Consider the following 15,885-nt stretch of genomic DNA (forward strand, 5'->3'; position numbering starts at 1 on the left):
GGAGTCCTTTTTTTGTCCATAGCTATAAGCTCTTTATCCACTGGCAGACCCAGTGGTTCTTTAAGCAACAGAAAAGGCCGGCAGCTTCTCCTTTGAGAAGCTGCCGGCCCTTTTCGGATAGATAGAAGAAACCCCCAGAGCCATTGCGGCTCTGGGGTTTCTTTTTGGCAGCGGGAGAAGGATTCGAACCCTCACAAACAGAGTCAGAGTCTGTCGTGCTACCCTTACACAATCCCGCTATTTTGTTTCGCTCATTCGCAAGCGCAGGATTTATTATACCAGAATCCCGCGATTTGTCAAGCATGATTTTCAATATTTTTTTATTTTTTTCGGCACGGGAAAATTCCTGTCTTTTTATCCCTATTTATCTGAGTTTCCATCTGAAAAGTTTCTGCCGGCCGCACCGAGCCGGAGTCAAAAAGCCGTCCGGAGGAGAGGCATCTGCCCACCTCCGGACGGCTCCGGCTGCGCTTTAGTACTGCTCGGGACGATTGCTCTTGTTCTGAGCCTGGTCCTTTTTCTTGTTCTGAGGATTCTGACCGTTGGTCTTATCCTGGGGACCCATGTTGGTTTTATTCTGCTTCTCGTTCTGCACAAAGCTCACCTCGCTTTCACTGGCCATATTCTCCCCCTGTTTTCTGCGGCTTATACGCAAATATTTCATATCAGCCAAAAATTTTTTAAATAGGAATACCATATTCGCCCAGCCCGTGTTATACTTCTCTCAGAAGAGCCCCACGACATATTTTCAGATAGGAGGAGTCGGCCATGAGATGCCCCTTCTGTTCCAACCCAGAGAGCAAGGTTGTGGACTCCCGCCCCTCGGATGAGGGCGCCAGCATCCGCCGCCGCCGGGAATGCCTGGTGTGCCACAAGCGCTTCACCACTTACGAGACTATGGAGAGCCTCCCCATGGTAGTTATAAAAAAGGACGGCAGCCGCCAGACCTTTGACAAAAGCAAGCTGCTCAACAGCATGATCCGTGCCTGTGAGAAGCGGACGGTTCCCTTTGACACACTCAACCGCATTGCCGATGAAATTGAACTCACCCTTCAGAACGAGATGGACCGGGAAATCCCCTCTGCACGCATCGGCGAGCTGGTGATGGAAAAGCTCAAGGATGTGGACGAGGTGTCCTATGTCCGTTTTGCCTCTGTGTATCGCCAGTTCAAAGACATCAGCACCTTTATGGAGGAATTGAACAAGCTGCTCAAGGAACACTGAGCACACCTGCCCCTCAGGTAAAAACAGCAGGGACCGCATTTGCGGTCCCTGCTGTTTTATTCTTTCCCGCCGCTGTCTGCCGGGAGCGAGGGCCGGGTGGGCGTGACCTCCGTCCCGCCGTTCTCCCCCTGCTGTCCGGAGGGTTCCGGCTGATTGGGTGTGACCCTGCCGCCGTCCTGGCTGGAAGAAGGGCTGGTACCCTCCGTCCGGGAGGGCTGCACCTGCTCTTCACTTTCCGAAGGACTCGGTACGGCAGAGGGCTCGCCGCTGTGCACGATCGCGGGCGTCTCAGACGGCTGGGGTTGGTTGACCGCCGATGCCAGAAACAGCCCCAGGGCCATACCGATGGCCAACAGGAGCAGAGCGGCAGAGGCCACCAGCGCTATAAACACCGGCCGCAGCTTTTTCGGCTTGCGGCCCTTGCTCTCTCTGGGCTGCTCCCCCCCTCCTTCATCCATCATATCCCGAAGGATATCATCGTCCTCTGTGTCAGCCGCACTGGCAGCAGTCCCTTTTGGGGGAAATTCATCCTGGTCCGGGCTCACTCCCCCGCTCTGCTTCTCCTTCAGCAGCATGGGACGGAGCATTTTTAGAATTTTATCCACACGCACTGTTCTTGGTGCTTTGTTTTTCTCTGACACCTGATTCCACACGCGCAGCTCGATCCCCCCGATCTGCTGCTCTATCATTCGGCAGGCCAGAAGCTCGGAGTGCAGGTTCGCCCGGCTCTTCCCAGGCGCCAGCCATATACCCAGCCTCCGCTCCTTTTTCATAGTGCGCAGCAGTCCGTCCAGTCTCTCCAGCAGTCGGGGCCACGCCTCGCCCCACTTCAGCTCTGCCGCCTGGAGCAGATCCCACACGCCCGCATTCTGGTAGCCGTTTTCATCAAACCAGTCCCACAGGCGGTGCAGGCACTCCTCATCCGGCTTCTCCAGCTGCAAATAGGCCCGGTAGCTGGTCATGCTCTCCAGCATCTTCCGCCGCGCTTCCAACTGCTGCTGCCAGCTCTGATACCACCGCTCCAGCTCCATCTGCTCCGGTGCGCTGTCTATCAGGCCTCGGATATTGGCGTAGAACTCCCGGGTCTTTTCCTCAGACAGCGTCCCATCCTTCAGCCGGGCCATAGCCAGCCCTGCCAGCTTGTTCAGGCAGCTGTGCCGCACGCCCTCCTGGCAGCAGTTCAGGCTGTCCACCTGTTCCCGCAGCTGTCTCCAGTCCCATCCGCAGGGGATGGCCCGTTCAAACTCCTCCTGCCGGACGCGGTTTGCCGCCTCAATATCCCGGCGCAGCACCTCGCGGCGTTCCCGCACTGCCGCCCTGTCCAGAACTCCCTGCTCCCCGGCATTGCGGCAGCGGTCCAGACGGGCAGCGTCCTCTGTCAGCTGCTCCAGGGTGCGCGGCCCGGCAGAGGTTATCCGGTTCAGCAGTTCTGCGGAGAACGCCTTGTCCAGTCCCCGGCCCAGAATGCGGAATATCTCCCCATAGGCCGAAAGGCCATGGTCCAGTTCCTCCGGTCCGGCAGCCCGAAGCAGGTCTTCGTCCTGTCCCAGGGCGCGCTCCAGGGCTCCCTGGGCGCTGAGTCTGCCCCTGATCTCCTCCTCCAGCCTGCTCCGCTCCCGCTGGCTCAGATGTTGCTTCAGCTGGCCGCAGTACTGCCTGAGGGCAGTGCAGTCCATCGGCTTGCGGCTGAGCTGATACTGCCGCCAGAAGTTGACATAGCGCTCCTCGGTCAGGCGGTCCAGCGTCTCGTCCCGCTCCACCTCGCCGGCCACGGTCCGGAGTATCTCCGGATTGAACGCTGCGGTATGGATGAGTTCCGCCGTCTCAGGGCGGAGGGAGCTGCTGACAGGCCACGCGCCATCCTCCAGCCGGATGGCCGTCCGCTCTCCGGCCCGTACCGCAGTGCCCTCCGGGGCGAAGAGAACGGCAAAGCTCCGCTTGCCCGTCTCGTCCGGGTTGGTGGCAAAGCTGAGATAGCGCCACAGGCCGGCGGGCACGCAGCTGAGTACCCGTTCTATAACGGTACGGCAGTAGGCGGCATAGTCCTCACTGCTCGGGACCAGGATGACCAGGCTGCCAAAGTCGTTGGTCATACCTTTGGAGAGGCAGCAGCAGGCCAGGTCCGCCTGTTGATCCGGCGTCAGCGGCAGCTGGCACAGTGTCTCCCGCAGTCCGGCACCCCGCCGGGGCCAGCCATTGCTCAGCTGCGTCCCCCCGCTGGCAACGTTTTGAAAATCCCCCTCGCCCGCAAAGCGAAAAAAAGCCATCTCATGGGCCGCATTGCCCCCAAACTGCTGCTGAAAATTTTCAAAGAAGACGGCATGCTGATAGACTGCATCCACCGAGCTGCTCTTTTGCGCGGCGCTGTAGGCCGACACCAGCAGACGCCGGCTGTCGCAGGTGACGCAGCGCAGGGTCTGATTGCCCCTGCTCCGGTCTCCCGGCAGAATACCGCTCAGGCACCGCTCCTCCTCCTCCGGGGTCAGCGCTCCCTTGGGCCAGGAGAAGCTGCGGTACTGTCCGGCGTGTCCCTTCAGAATTTCGCCCGCTAACTGATTTCCGCTCATGCCCTTACCTCCTTCCGAACAGGCCGCCCAGCAGGCCGCCTCCGCCGCCATGGCGGTTTCCGTGAGAGCGGTAGCCTCCGGCACTCCGGCCGTACATACCCAGGTTCTCCCAGGTCAGCTGGTCCGCATCCTTTCGCCCCTCACGGTCCACAGTGTAGTACTCCGTATTTCCCTCCGACACCGGCAGATAGCCCAGCATGGCCAGCATCCACAGGAAGGGCGCCTCGGTCTGAAAGGGACGCTTATCCCCGGTGGGAACGCCTTTTTCCACCTCTGTGTCCACAAAGCCGTGGCCGTAGTTGGAGGTGGCCAGGAATGTATGAACAGGGAAATGCTCCTCAAAACACTCAATGAGTCGGGCATTCTGTTGCACAAGATAGGCCCGCAGCTGCTGTGCCCTGTCGCAGAAGTCCTTGGCCCGCAGGATGGGGGGCCGCTTCCCCTCTATGTCCAGCCAGTCGCTGGACGCGCCGGGCCGGTAGTTGTCCTGGTACAGAATGGAACGAATCCGTCCCTGGGCCTCCACCGTGTCGCTCTTGCCCAGCAGGAACACCACCGGCACGTCCTTTCGGAACAGCGCGGACAGCTGTCTTATCCGCGCCACCAGCTCATCTGTGGGCGTAAGCCTGCGCCCCTCATCATAGCCATATTTATTCAGCTCCTGCTTTTCGCTGACGTTGAGCTGCTTGAGCTCCACCACGTCGGTGCAGTACCAGACGCAGTCCACATTCCGGTAGAACTCCTGATACTTGGTGAAGATATTCTCGGACACGCCCAGCCGATCCCGGTCCAGGCTGTACTCGCCGGGCAGGTCCACCACTGTGAGGATCAGATTGGTCTTTTGGCCGATGCGCACCAGCACAGAGAACCGGGGGATGGCCTCCGTATTGCCCGTCTTGGTGGCTGCCACCTTTCTGTTCTTGCTGTACGGCTCCAGGCAGTCGGTTTCAAACTGAATCCAGCTCTTGTCCCCCTTTTCCCGGACCTCACTGCCGTCCACTGTGCGGACGCCGTGGCTCTGCCAGCTAATGGCGCAGGCCGCCCGGTCATAGACAAACACATCCGCGCAGGCCGCCAGGGCGGTGGACTTGGAGATACGGGGCCCGCCCAGCACGGTCAGCACTACCTCGGGATAACGCCCCGCCCAGTAGGACATGACGCCGCCGCAGTGAGGACAGTGGCGCTTGTCGGCAATCATGTTTCCCCTGATATCGCGGATGGAGGTAATCCGGACGTCTCCGTCCCCCTCTTTATAGTACTGCACCTCCAGCCGCAGCATATATACCTTGCAGCCAAAGCTGTCGCCCAGCATGAATTCCATCAGGTCCCGGTACTCGGCTGGTACCTCGTCCCGTTTTTCGTGCAGCTTCTCCTTCCATTTGGACGTCAGAATCTCCAGTATGCCTCTGGACACGCCCTGTGCTCCGGTGTCGGTCAGATTGTCCGAATATTCCAGCAGCTCCGCCTCAGAAAAGAACGTGGGGCCATGGCCCTGGTTGTGCCAGTAGTTCACCAGGCCGTCAAAGGCGCCGGAAAACCGCTCCCGCTCCTCCTGCGTACATTGGCCGAAGTACATATTCTTCCATCTTTTGAACTGCTCGCTCAGGTCAAAGCACAGGTTAGAGCTCTTGTCCTTCTTTCCACAGTAGGGGCAGATACATTCCATGGTCGTTCTCCTCTCTCCTCTGCTCGTCACTGCCAGCCTGAGATATCGTCCAGTTTCTCCGGCAGCACCAGGATTTTTTTCAACGCCTCCGTCCAGCTCAGCTTTACCGGCAGCTCCCGCCGGGTCAGCAGCAGGAAAGAGATTGCATACCGCTCCCCCTCCCGGTCCGCCTCGGGCAGCGGCATGGTCCCGAAGATGCCGTAGTCCAGGCTGCAGTCCCCCGCCCGCAGAGGCAGGGGGCTGACAATGGTGAACCGGCGGAAGCCCCCCTGCTCCCGCTCCATCTCAATGTCCACCTTCTTTCGCTGCCCGAAAAACACCTCCCGGCTGGGCGTCAAGGCTTGCCCGCTGTCGCTGTCAGCCAAAAAGTAGCGGTAAAGGCCGTCGGGCAGCCTGGTCTCCAGCTTCCGCGGCCGGTAGTCCTGGGCCCGATATACCGGCACCTCCAGCGTCTGGGCCCGGCTGCTTCCGAAGCACTGGACAGGCTGAATGACCAGTACGGCCCTGCTCCGGCCATCCAGTTCATGCTCGGCCCAGACGGCCAGGTACCTCTGGTCCTCAAAGAAATTCAGCTCCACCGCTCAACGCTCCTCTCCGCCCTCCGGCCGCCGGCTGATCCGCAGCTCCCACATGACCTTCCGTCCCAGCCCCTGCACCGGCAGCACACGTACATTTCCCGTATTGCTCCGGGCAGCCAGAACACCGTTTCTGTCTTCAAACAGGGGCTGTCCAGTGCGGCTTCTGCTCTCCTTCAGCATTTCCATGCTGTCCCCGTCCCACAGGAGAACGGTCTCCTCCCGGCCCGTAGCCCGGAAGGACTGCTCTGCCCGCCGCCGGGCGCCCTCAGCCAGCAGAGCCGCGTCCCCGGCGGTAAACTCCGCCCGGCTGTACAGCCCGGCCAGCAGCGTGGACGGCGTCTCCTTCCGCCAGTCCCCAGTCTGACCGGCCGGCTCCCGCCGGGGCCCCAGCTCCATAGCGCTGAGAATGGTCAGCCCCCGGATCAGCTCCTCCCGTTTTTCCCGGGCCTGCCGCACCAGGCTGCTGTCCGCGCCGAAAAATTCGCTGACACAGCCCCACCAGGCCGCCTCCAGGCCGCTGCGGACGCATCCTTCCCACAGCTTGAGCTCCGGCTCCACCTCTGCCAGCAGCTGGGCGGGGTGGGCGCTCCGGGGCTTCAGTTCCCGGCCCATAGCCCCGTCCAGCTGGATTTTCTTCTGGCTCTGCACCTCTCTGGCCTGCTCCTGGAAGTAGAGAGCCAGTCCGGCGGCCTCGCCGGTGAGGAGACGCAGGGGCTGGCGGAAGCATCGCTGTTCCAGCTCCAGACGGCTGATGTACTCCCTGCACAGCCGGGGCAGCATCGGCAGCACCCGTTCCAGCAGCCACTCATGGGGCGCGCGTCCCTCCGGCCGTCCAAACATTCCCTCCAGGGCGGCCCGCACCGGAATGGCCTTTCCGCCGTTCTGCCCGTCCCGGAAGGCGCGGGCTATCCGGTTCAACAGCCCCTCTTCCGGCCTCAGGCGCTCCGCCAGGGCCTTCCAACCGGTGACCGGCATATTTTGCAGCAGGGGTATCCGCTCCATCAGGGTCTCCAGGTCCCGCTCGGTGGGGCCGAATTCCCCCCGAAAGCGCTCCTTCTCTCCCGCCTGATCTCCCTCGGTCAGGGCCTCCAGCTTGTCCCGCAGCTGACGGGCCAGATCCCGCTCCACCGCGCTGTGGAGGGTGGCCTGAAGCCTGACCGCCGCCTGCGGGTCACCGGCGGCAAGCTCTGCGTTCAGGCTGCCTGTCAGCAAAAGCGCGGCCAGAGCGTCAGCAGCGCCAGGCACCCCCGGGTCCACCAGCCAGATACGGCCCTGCCCGTTAGGGGGACAGGCCGCATCCGCCGTCAGGCGGCACTGCTCCGCCCGGACAGGCAGCCTGCCCCGAACCTCCTCTGTCAATGCCCGCAGTCTGTCGGGAGGCGCTTCGCTCCATACCCACAGCAGATACAGACCGTCAGGGCAGACAACAGCCCCCTCTCTCCGCTCCTCCGCCAGGTCCTCCAGGCAGGCACGGAGGGTCTGCTCCGGGTCGTCTCCCAGAGGGCAGGGGCGGTACAGCGCCCGGAAAGGGGCCGCGGCGCCGCACAGCCGGGCGGCGGCGGCATCCGACTCCCTCCAGGCCAGCACCGCCGCTCTCCTCCGGGGCAGCAGGTCCATGCGGGGCAGGGCGTTCTGCACACGGCTCCGGAGTTCTTCTCTCAGATTGGGTTTCACCGGCAGTCAACCTCTCTTTCGAAACGGCCGCCGCAGCGCCGGACAGGGCCCGGCCCTGTCCGGCATGGCCGGCGCGGAGTTGAATTACATCTGCTTGATCAGCCAGTCGTAAAAGCTTCGGATCTTCTCCGCCAGCTCGCTGCCCGCCTCATCCTCAAAGTCCCGGGACGCCATGGGGTAGGCGATGTCCAGCTCATCGCTCTCCCGCTTCAGCGCCCGCAGCTCTTTGAGGTACGCCTTCAGCTCCGCCCGTCTGGCCTGAATGGCCTCCAGCTGGGCGTCGGTGGCGTTGTCCTCCTGGTCCCTCAGGGCGTCGATGAAGCGCTCATAGTCGTCGTCTCCGAGGGCATAGAAGGCCTGGGCGGCATAGTACTCCTTGCAGTCCCGTTCCAGGCGGCTGGTCAGCTTGCCGCCCAGAGGCTTCTCGTCGCCCACCTCTATGTTCCAGCGGCCGCGCAGCTTGTTGTATTCGATAAGTCCGCCCGCCAGGCAGTCCACAAAGGTCTGCTTCCTCTTGCCCGACTTGGCCTGGATGGCCGCGGCAGTGTTGTGGGCCTCCAGCAGCTGCTTGAGCTCCTCCGCCGCGGGGAAGTCCGCCTTCAGCTCGGTCCACACCGACATCTTCCGCCGCAGGCCGCTCTCGGCCAGCCGCTCGCCCAGGTCGGCAGGGGCGGGGTTGTCGGTGGTGGTCATGACCTGGTTGACATACTTCAGGTCCTCTCTGCGCATGGCAGGCTTGAGCAGGCCTTTGGCATCCTTGATCTTTCTGCCCGCCAGAATGCCGCACAGCTCCTCCATGGTGCAGGATGTGCTGTCATCCAGCTCCGCCGCTGCCAGCAGGCCGGCCGCCGACACGTCCGGATTGGGCAGATAGAGGGCGTACTCCGCCGTGGCGCCAGTGGCACCGGGGTTGGTCCGCACCACCAGCCCCAGACCAGCGGCCTTCTTCAGGTCATCCGCCGCCTCCTTGGCCAGCCCCGCCTCCCGCAGGTCCCACTCGGGGATGTCCCCGTGGAACAGGGTCTGGTTGACCAGGTTGGGGAAGCGGCTCCAGTCCCGCCCATTCTCGCCGTACTCCATATGGAGGCCCACCTCGTGGGGATTGGACTCATAGTCCTTCTCCGCCTGCTCCACCCAGGACAGGGCCCAGGCGGGCACGCAGATATACAGCCGGTAGAGCACAATCTCCTCCCGGGCGGAGCTGCGGTACACGCTGCCCGGGTCCACCACGCCGTGGCTGGTGGCGTACTTCTCAATGTGCTGGTCCAGCCACTTGCAGCCATATGGCACAGTGAGGTACTTGTTGCAGCCGCAGCTGTCCAGGGAGAAGCCGGTCCTGGTCTGCAGCAGCGGGCTGGCGTTCATGCTCAGCTGGTTGACCAGGGTCTGGGCGGCGGTCTCCAGGGGCTTGTGGCCGTCGGGGTCCTGAGCAGGAGGCAGCTGGGGTACCACCGCGTCCTTGTCGCCGGAGTATAGCTTCACCAGGAAGTTCTCCATGGTAGAGTTGACTACCTGGCCGAACTCCTCCTGGATGAAGTCCCGGATGATCTTGGCCGCGTCGAAGGCCGCCTGGCTCTTGCCCTGGGGCGGGTCCAGCTGGGTCCACTCGTCCTTCTTGCTGCACAGCAGGGAGACAAACTTCTTGGCCTTCCGGCTCACCTCCGTATCCGGAATAAGGTCGTCCAGGTAGCGCATCACTACCTTGGTGGCGTGCTCGCCGCCGGTCAGGTCAATGGGAGACCAGGAGAAGGAGCGGCCGAACAGCGCCTCATGCTCCTTGGAGTCGGTGAGGAGGCCTGCGTTCTTCTTCAGCAGCCTCTGCAGCTCCTTGATGACAAAGGTATATACATTGTAGAGGCCGCTGCCCATGGGCAGGATCATCTTCTCGTCCAGCTGCCTGTACCACCGCTCTGTGTCGGCCCAGTCCTGATTGGTTCCGCCGAAAAAGCCCTTGACCCTGGACGCCGCGTAGTTTACAAACTTGCCGGTGTCATAGAGCACGCCGTGGAGTTGGTCCATCAGGTTAATCATGTAGTAGGGGCCTTTCGCCTGGAGCTCCTTTTCCGCGCTGTCCTCAAACCGCTTGCGGAGCTCTCTCTTGTTTCCCAGCGCTGCCTTGACGTCGTGGGGCGAGAGCCTGGCGTCCAGCAGGAATTTTTCGGCAGCCTCGCTGGTGGCATCTCTGCACTTGGAAAAATTATCCCAAACCTTGTCAAAGACCTTGTTGGCCACGTAGACCGTCATCAGGTCAATGGGCACCACGCAGGAGGAGTAGCCGATGACGTTGTAGCAGTAGTTGGCGTCCCGGGGAAAGACCTGGTGGCTCTGGCGGCCCACCGCCTCGCCGCTGAGGGCGGTGCGGTTGGAGAGGAAGGAATCCACCAGGAAGGGCTTGCTGCCCGCCTTGGCCTCGGTGGTGGAGATCAGGTTCAGGATGGAGTTGGCCACCACCTTTCGGGCGGTGTCAGCCGGGTCTCCGAAAATCACGCCGCCGTTGGCAATGCCCTCCACCAGGGTGCAGAAATCGAAGATATTCTCCTTGATCTCCACATCAAAGGTGCCGTACTGGTGGCGGAACACCTCGCCCCGGCTCTGAAGGCCCATGAAATAGTCGATCTCCTTCAGGGCGGCATAGGCGTTGCGGTTGCCCTTCTTCTTGCGCACTGGGTCGGGCTCGTTGCCGCAGGCGCTGGGCAGCATCAGGTAGGCGGATACGCCGGTGTGCCTGTACCGATCCTCGCTGATGTTGAAGATAATCTGCCGGGTGAGAAAGGGCAGGTCCACCATGGTGCCGCTGCCAGTGCCGCCGGCCAGTCCGCCCAGGAAGAACACATTGAGCCGCACGCTGGCCGGTTTGCCCACCAACAGGCGGTTGATTGCGGCGGTCAAGCCGTTGGTGAGGGCTGCGATGGTGTTGGGCTGGCAGAGACGGACACGGCCGGGCTGACGCCAGGCGCCGGCGCCCGTCTCGTCAAAGCCGGACTGGGACGGGGCGGTGATGGCCATGCCGCCCGTCTCATCGTACAGCTTGGGGTCCACCCAGGCCTTCATCTGAGGGGAGATCCTGGCCGGATTGATGGACTCGTGGGCCCCCTCGTAGGGGAGCCGGAGCACCTCGGTGCTGTCAAAGCCCCGCTCATTCTCCAGCTCGTCCAGCTCCTTGTGGGCCGCGTCCACCGCCAGGAAGGCGGTCTTCTCAGCAAGCTCCAGAGGGTCCACCTTCCACCGCAGCTGGTCCCGGATGGTGCACAGGGTCTTGTGGCCGTTGCCGCCGCTGCTGATGAAGAGAAACATCTCGTTTACCAGCTTCCGCTTGTGGGTGGAGATGACGCCGGTACCGTCCAGATAGTCCAGCGTCTTGAGATTGGCTTCTACCTTTCGCTTCTGGGCTTCGTTCATAGACATGGATATCCTTCCTTTCTCTCTTCCGCTCAGGTGATATGGTACGGAGGCCAGGGCTCAGAATTCCTCCTCGTCCGGCCGCCGGAATTCCACCTCAATGGTCAGTCCGCTCTCATCGTTCCGGTAGATCTCTCCGCTCAGGGCCCGGCTGTCCCTGCCGTAGCGGTAGGTCTCATATTTGGTCCGGCCGCTGGTGCGGGTGGTGATGCGGATGCGGTAGCGGTCGGAGGTGAGCTCGGTCTTTGCCGCCTGCACCGCCTTTACAATGCGCTGCATGCCCGCGCTGCTGGAGCCGGGGTCCAGACTGGACATCACCAGAGTGTACAGGGTAAAAGAGGCGCCCCGGGGCGCAGGAATGGTCTCCACGCTGTACCCCTCGCCGCAGGCACAGATGACGGTAAAGTCGCCGCGGAGATACCGGGTCCGTCTCCGCAGCACCAGAGCCGCAGCGATGAGCAGTACCAGCACCGCCAGTATCAGGGGCAGGCAGGCCGCCAGGCTGAAGGTGACCTCCACTGTTCCAGGGATGTCCCAGGTCTGGCCCAGGCTGTCCACCGCGTGGACGGTAAAAGACGCCTGGCCCAGGCTCAGCCCCTTGATGGTGATGACGCCGTTCTCGCCGGAGATGATGTCCAGCCGGTCCTGGGGGTCCCAGGAGGCGCTGTCCACCTCCAGACTCACGTTATCCCAGCCGGCCATAAACTGCTGATGCAGGTCCACGTCCACGCTGTCCTTGTGGGGCACAGTCACCAGAACAGGGTCGCCGCCCATGGTGAACTCCAGAGTCTGGGCCGTGGTGCGGGCCATTTGGGCGGCGGCAACCGCCGCCTCGGCCACATACCGGCCAGGAGCGGGGACGGTAATCTGTCCCACCAAGGCGTTCTCCGCCTCGCTGTATGTAAGGGACACCGTCTGGCTCTCTCCCCCTGCCTCCGGAGTCACCGTGCAGACGGCGCTGCTGAGGCCGGCGTAAAACTCCGCGCCCTGCATTTCGTCCATGTAGACGGCCTGCACCTTGATTTCGGCGGTGCCGCCGTAGAGACTGCTCTCCATCTGAAGGGTAATGCCCGTAACGGGCACCAGGCTGACGTTATAGGACACCTCACCCTCGGCGCCCAGGGTCCACACCCCCTGAACCGGGGCCATAATGGTCATCATGGCATATCCGTTGCCACGGACAAAGCGGACGCTGTCTCCGCCGAGATCCACTGCGGTTCCGCTGGGGTCCCACAGGGACAGCCCGCCGATGGCGCCTTCCCCGATGATGTAGATGTTGGCGCAGAAGATGCCCGGGCTGGTGAGGTCCACGTCATAGTAGGTCCAGCCGTCCTGGTACCAGGGTGGGAGCGTCGTGCTGTCGGAGCCCATCATCATGCCGAAGATGGCGGTGTAGAATGTGCTGACCTCCTGGCGGGAGTCGGTGATCAGGTAATTGACCCGGGACGCCGCGCCGGTGTCATCGCTGTCGGGGAGCATCAGTCCATCCCCGGCCTGGGTGCTGTTGGCAATGTTCCAGATCTCCGCCCGGCCCTGGTCGTTGATCCGCCCCTGGTAGTTCAGACCCACCACGTAAATTTCACAGTTCATCTGCCGGGCCGCCTCCAGGCCTTCCGCCATCATGGCGGAGGAGCGTGCCATCCCCTCAGCGGAAAGGGCGTCGGTGTAGCCGTCGGTGAACAGGATAATCATGTTCTTCCGCACGCCGTCCTGGGCGTTCTTGATCATCTCTGTGCCCGCCAGCACCGCCCGGCCCAGGTCGGTGGCGCCGGTGTTTACGGTGTCATAGACAATGGCATCGATTTTGCCGGTGATGAAGCCTACCTCGGTCTCGGAGGCCAACTCCACCGGGATGGTCTCTGTCTCCGTGTCCGCGCTGAAGGAGATGACGCCCACCTTGGAGCTGCCCGTCTCCGCTCCGCCGGCCTGGCCCATCAGGCTCTCGGTATACAGGGAATTGACAAACATCCCCGCCGCCGACACGGCCAGCCGCTCCCGGTCCGTAGCATTCATGGAGCCGCTCTTGTCGATGAGCAGGGCAATGTTGTAGGGCTGATAGCTGCCGGAGTTCTCCGCCGCGCCGGCAGCCGGAGCCCACAGGCCGAAACAGCTGCACAGGAGACAGAGTGCCACTGCCAATGCGATTCGTCTCAGACATGCGTTGCTCATATTGCTTCTCTTCTCCATCTCCGGTTCCTCCCTCAAACGTTGTCCCAGGCAAGTATTTGTATTACATTTCCACTATTATTCTTCTTTTTATGTTAAATATAGACAAATTGTAAGTATTTTCTTTTTTCAAGTCAATATCACTCGTTTATTATTGCAACTTCATTTTCTTCCTGAATTTTCCTTTTCATTTCTCAGCCCATATTGCGCTGCTGTGAGCACTGCATTCCCCGCACTTTGTAAGAGAAAACGGAAGCTTCTTTTGATTGTCACAGGCTTTTTTCGAAAAACTTTTATTTTTCTCCTGTGACAATCCAGCTCTTCAGGCGTTTTCTTTTGCAGCACAGCCGGAAGCCCCGGTCCGTTCATACCGCCGGTCCTCCGGCAGAAGGAGTGTGTCTCTCATGAAACAGATTCTTCGCCTCTTGCTCACAGCTGCGTTCTTTGCCCCTCTGCTGCTGTGCAGCGGCTGCGCCTCCCTTTTCTTCCTCCGTCCCAGTTCCTCCGCCAGTTCCCAGCCGCCTGTGGTCTCTCAGCCCGCAGTTTCTCAGCAGCAGGCCGTTCTCCCTGCCGCCCCTGCCGCCCAGGCCGGCCTGCTGCGGTACTGCCGGCAGCTGCTCAGCGGGCATGAGCTGGACCTCTACCTCCGGGTGCTGGAAGCTGTGCAGAACGCAGAGCCTGCCATCACCTGCTCCAGCTCCGACCTGGACACCATGCGCCGGATGGTGGACTATGTGCGCGCCGATTACCCCGAACTCTTCTGGCTGCTGGGCGTCAACTCCAGCACCATCACGACTGTGAACGGCGTGCCCACCGAGGCGGCCATTGAGTTCCGGTACAGCGGGGAAGCCGCAGATCCGGCCGCCGCCCAGGCCCGCGTAGAGGCGGCCGCCCAGGAGTGCCTCAGCGGCATTGACCCCGCCTGGAGTGATTACGACAAGCTCAAGGCTGTGTACGACTGGGTCATCCGCCGCACGGAGTACGACGTGGACGCCGCGGACCAGAGCCTGTATACCGTCCTGGTCTGCGGCCGGGGCGTGTGCGCCGGCTACGCCAAGACCACCCAGTACCTGCTCAACCGGCTGGGCATCCCCTGCACCTATGTGACGGGCACGGCCCGCGGCGGCGCCCACGGCTGGAACCTGGTGCTGGCTGACGGCGACTGGTATTACCTGGACCCTACCTGGGGCGACCCTCTCTTCTCCGGCGGCGAAAAGGAGCCGGACTATGTGTCCTACAACTACTTCTGCGTCACCAGTGAGGAGCTGTTCCAGACCCATACGCCGGATGACACCTTTCCCCTCCCCCAGTGTACCGCCACAGCCTGCAACTACTTTGTCCGCAGCGGCCTGCTCCTGGACCGGTACGACTACGACACCGTGCTGGACATCATGCGCCGGGCAGCGGCACAGCGGCAGAGCGCCGCCTTCCGCTTCACTACCTCCCAGGCTCTGGTCCAGGCGGTGGACGCGCTTACCAGGCAATACGATCTTCTTGACCTGGTGAAGGATACCGACGGCGGCTCCGGTATCCTGGACACCAGCACGGTATACCACAGCACGGATGAGAAGCTGAACATCTTCACCATCTACTTCACCTTCCAATAAACCTGGTTAATTGACAGCCCTGCCGGACCACTTTAAACTAACGGAAAGAATATGTCAGAGGTGCAGGCTATGGGAAAAGCGGATTATATCTCCAACGGCTACGGCTACCGTACCGATGAACAGGGACGGGTAATACAGGCCTACGGTGAGCTGCGCCTGACGGACAGCCCGCAGCGGGACGGAGCGGCCCAGCGGGCGGCGGGCGGCGCCGCCCGTCAGCCGGAAGACGACGGCGGGCATTACATCGGCACCCGCTTCAACGGCAGCCCGGGCGCGGACAACCTGTTTGCCCAGAATCAGGTGGTCAACCGCAGCGACTACAAGCGGCTGGAAAATTCCTGGGCCAGGGATCTGCAGCAGGGCAACCGGGTATTCGTCAGCATTGAGAGCAGCTACCCCGGCAGCCAGGACCGGCCTGCCGTCCTCTCGGGCACCTATACCGTGGTCCGGCCCGACGGCGCCACCTTTACCGACCACTTTTCCTTCACCAACGAGAATATGCACACCGGAGACCTGGCCAAGGACGCGGGCGGGCTGGAGGACGCGCCGGCGAGCCGGCTGCCTCCCGGCGTCACCCAGGCCGACCTGGAGGCCAGCGTGAAATACGACGAGGGCCGGGTGTTCCAGAAGGACGACCCCAACGCCCTCACTGTAACTATGGCGGAGGAGTTTCAGGAACTGTCCCAGTCCGAGGAGGAGGCCCAGTTCAAGTCCGGCGTGTCCTCTCTGTCTGTCCAGGAGGAGACCGGCGAACCAGGCCAGAGCGCGGCAGCCTTTGCCTCCGGGGTGTCCGCCCTGTCTGCCGGGGAAGACGCCCCCCAGTCCGCAGGCGGGGCAAGCGCTTTTACCGCCGGTGTGGAGGCCGCCGCCATTCAGGAGACAGACGCCGCTCCGGCAGGCGGCGGAACAGCATCCTCCAGCGGACAGGAGCAGGAGGGCGGCGGAGCGGCGCCGGGCGGCGGTACCTCCGGCGGACAGGATATGGAGCCCTGAAAGGAGCTACA

General features: G+C 62.2%; 11 protein-coding genes and 1 tRNA gene. 3 read left to right on the top strand and 9 right to left on the bottom strand.

The genetic code is table 11. The features are described from left to right. Window positions 1-165 precede the first annotated feature (165 nt). Window positions 166-239, bottom strand: a tRNA-Gln gene (locus Q0K06_RS07190). 233 nt (window positions 240-472) lie between these two features. Further along, window positions 473-622 carry a hypothetical protein gene (locus Q0K06_RS07195; protein WP_294550522.1) on the bottom strand — a complete coding sequence of 50 codons (150 nt, stop codon included), beginning with the start codon at window positions 620-622 and terminating at the stop codon, window positions 473-475. A gap of 146 nt (window positions 623-768) precedes the next feature. Here Q0K06_RS07195 and nrdR point away from each other — a divergent pair, with 146 nt between their 5' ends. Beyond that, window positions 769-1,224: a transcriptional regulator NrdR gene (gene nrdR, locus Q0K06_RS07200; protein ID WP_294550525.1), complete on the top strand. Its 456-nt coding sequence runs from the start codon at window positions 769-771 to the stop codon at window positions 1,222-1,224. Window positions 1,225-1,280: 56 nt separating this feature from the next. On the opposite strand, the gene Q0K06_RS07205 is transcribed toward nrdR, so the two are convergent. The 7 genes from Q0K06_RS07205 to Q0K06_RS07235 all read right to left on the bottom strand — a co-directional run bounded on the left by Q0K06_RS07205 (window position 1,281) and on the right by Q0K06_RS07235 (window position 13,643). After that, complete coding sequence (locus Q0K06_RS07205; protein WP_294550528.1) at window positions 1,281-3,791, bottom strand: hypothetical protein; 2,511 nt, start codon at window positions 3,789-3,791, stop codon at window positions 1,281-1,283. A 4-nt stretch (window positions 3,792-3,795) separates the two neighbouring features. After that, a complete protein-coding gene (locus Q0K06_RS07210; protein ID WP_294550530.1) occupies window positions 3,796-5,457 on the bottom strand; it encodes a hypothetical protein in 1,662 nt (553 codons plus the stop codon). 26 nt (window positions 5,458-5,483) lie between these two features. Further along, the gene (locus Q0K06_RS07215; RefSeq protein ID WP_294550533.1) at window positions 5,484-6,035 is read right to left on the bottom strand and encodes a hypothetical protein; all 552 of its coding nucleotides are present in this window, start codon (window positions 6,033-6,035) and stop codon (window positions 5,484-5,486) included. Between the two features lie 3 nt (window positions 6,036-6,038). Continuing rightward, window positions 6,039-7,709, bottom strand: coding sequence for a hypothetical protein (locus tag Q0K06_RS07220; protein ID WP_294550536.1), 1,671 nt, complete (start codon window positions 7,707-7,709; stop codon window positions 6,039-6,041). Window positions 7,710-7,793: 84 nt separating this feature from the next. After that, on the bottom strand, window positions 7,794-11,114 hold the full coding sequence (locus Q0K06_RS07225) for a tubulin-like doman-containing protein (RefSeq protein ID WP_294550538.1): 3,321 nt from the start codon (window positions 11,112-11,114) through the stop codon (window positions 7,794-7,796). A 54-nt stretch (window positions 11,115-11,168) separates the two neighbouring features. Further along, the gene (locus tag Q0K06_RS07230) at window positions 11,169-13,295 is read right to left on the bottom strand and encodes a vWA domain-containing protein (RefSeq protein WP_294550539.1); all 2,127 of its coding nucleotides are present in this window, start codon (window positions 13,293-13,295) and stop codon (window positions 11,169-11,171) included. A gap of 141 nt (window positions 13,296-13,436) precedes the next feature. Next, a complete protein-coding gene (locus Q0K06_RS07235) occupies window positions 13,437-13,643 on the bottom strand; it encodes a hypothetical protein (RefSeq protein WP_294550540.1) in 207 nt (68 codons plus the stop codon). Window positions 13,644-13,678: 35 nt separating this feature from the next. Here Q0K06_RS07235 and Q0K06_RS07240 point away from each other — a divergent pair, with 35 nt between their 5' ends. After that, window positions 13,679-14,881, top strand: coding sequence for a transglutaminase domain-containing protein (locus tag Q0K06_RS07240; RefSeq protein WP_294550542.1), 1,203 nt, complete (start codon window positions 13,679-13,681; stop codon window positions 14,879-14,881). Window positions 14,882-14,950: 69 nt separating this feature from the next. Next, complete coding sequence (locus Q0K06_RS07245; RefSeq protein WP_294550544.1) at window positions 14,951-15,874, top strand: DNA/RNA non-specific endonuclease; 924 nt, start codon at window positions 14,951-14,953, stop codon at window positions 15,872-15,874. Window positions 15,875-15,885 lie beyond the last annotated feature (11 nt).

This window comes from uncultured Pseudoflavonifractor sp., from assembly GCF_944387805.1.
Taxonomy (GTDB): Bacteria; Bacillota; Clostridia; order Oscillospirales; family Oscillospiraceae; genus Pseudoflavonifractor.

Excerpts from the sequence above, each read along its gene's own strand:
- Q0K06_RS07230 (WP_294550539.1), bottom strand. The coding sequence starts at position 13,295 with ATGGAGAAGAGAAGCAATATGAGCAACGCATGTCTGAGACGAATCGCA.
- Q0K06_RS07235 (WP_294550540.1), bottom strand. The coding sequence starts at position 13,643 with ATGAACGGACCGGGGCTTCCGGCTGTGCTGCAAAAGAAAACGCCTGAA.
- Q0K06_RS07210 (WP_294550530.1), bottom strand. The coding sequence starts at position 5,457 with ATGGAATGTATCTGCCCCTACTGTGGAAAGAAGGACAAGAGCTCTAAC.
- Q0K06_RS07225 (WP_294550538.1), bottom strand. The coding sequence starts at position 11,114 with ATGTCTATGAACGAAGCCCAGAAGCGAAAGGTAGAAGCCAATCTCAAG.
- Q0K06_RS07205 (WP_294550528.1), bottom strand. The coding sequence starts at position 3,791 with ATGAGCGGAAATCAGTTAGCGGGCGAAATTCTGAAGGGACACGCCGGA.
- Q0K06_RS07195 (WP_294550522.1), bottom strand. The coding sequence starts at position 622 with ATGGCCAGTGAAAGCGAGGTGAGCTTTGTGCAGAACGAGAAGCAGAAT.
- Q0K06_RS07245 (WP_294550544.1), top strand. The coding sequence starts at position 14,951 with ATGGGAAAAGCGGATTATATCTCCAACGGCTACGGCTACCGTACCGAT.
- nrdR (WP_294550525.1), top strand. The coding sequence starts at position 769 with ATGAGATGCCCCTTCTGTTCCAACCCAGAGAGCAAGGTTGTGGACTCC.
- Q0K06_RS07240 (WP_294550542.1), top strand. The coding sequence starts at position 13,679 with ATGAAACAGATTCTTCGCCTCTTGCTCACAGCTGCGTTCTTTGCCCCT.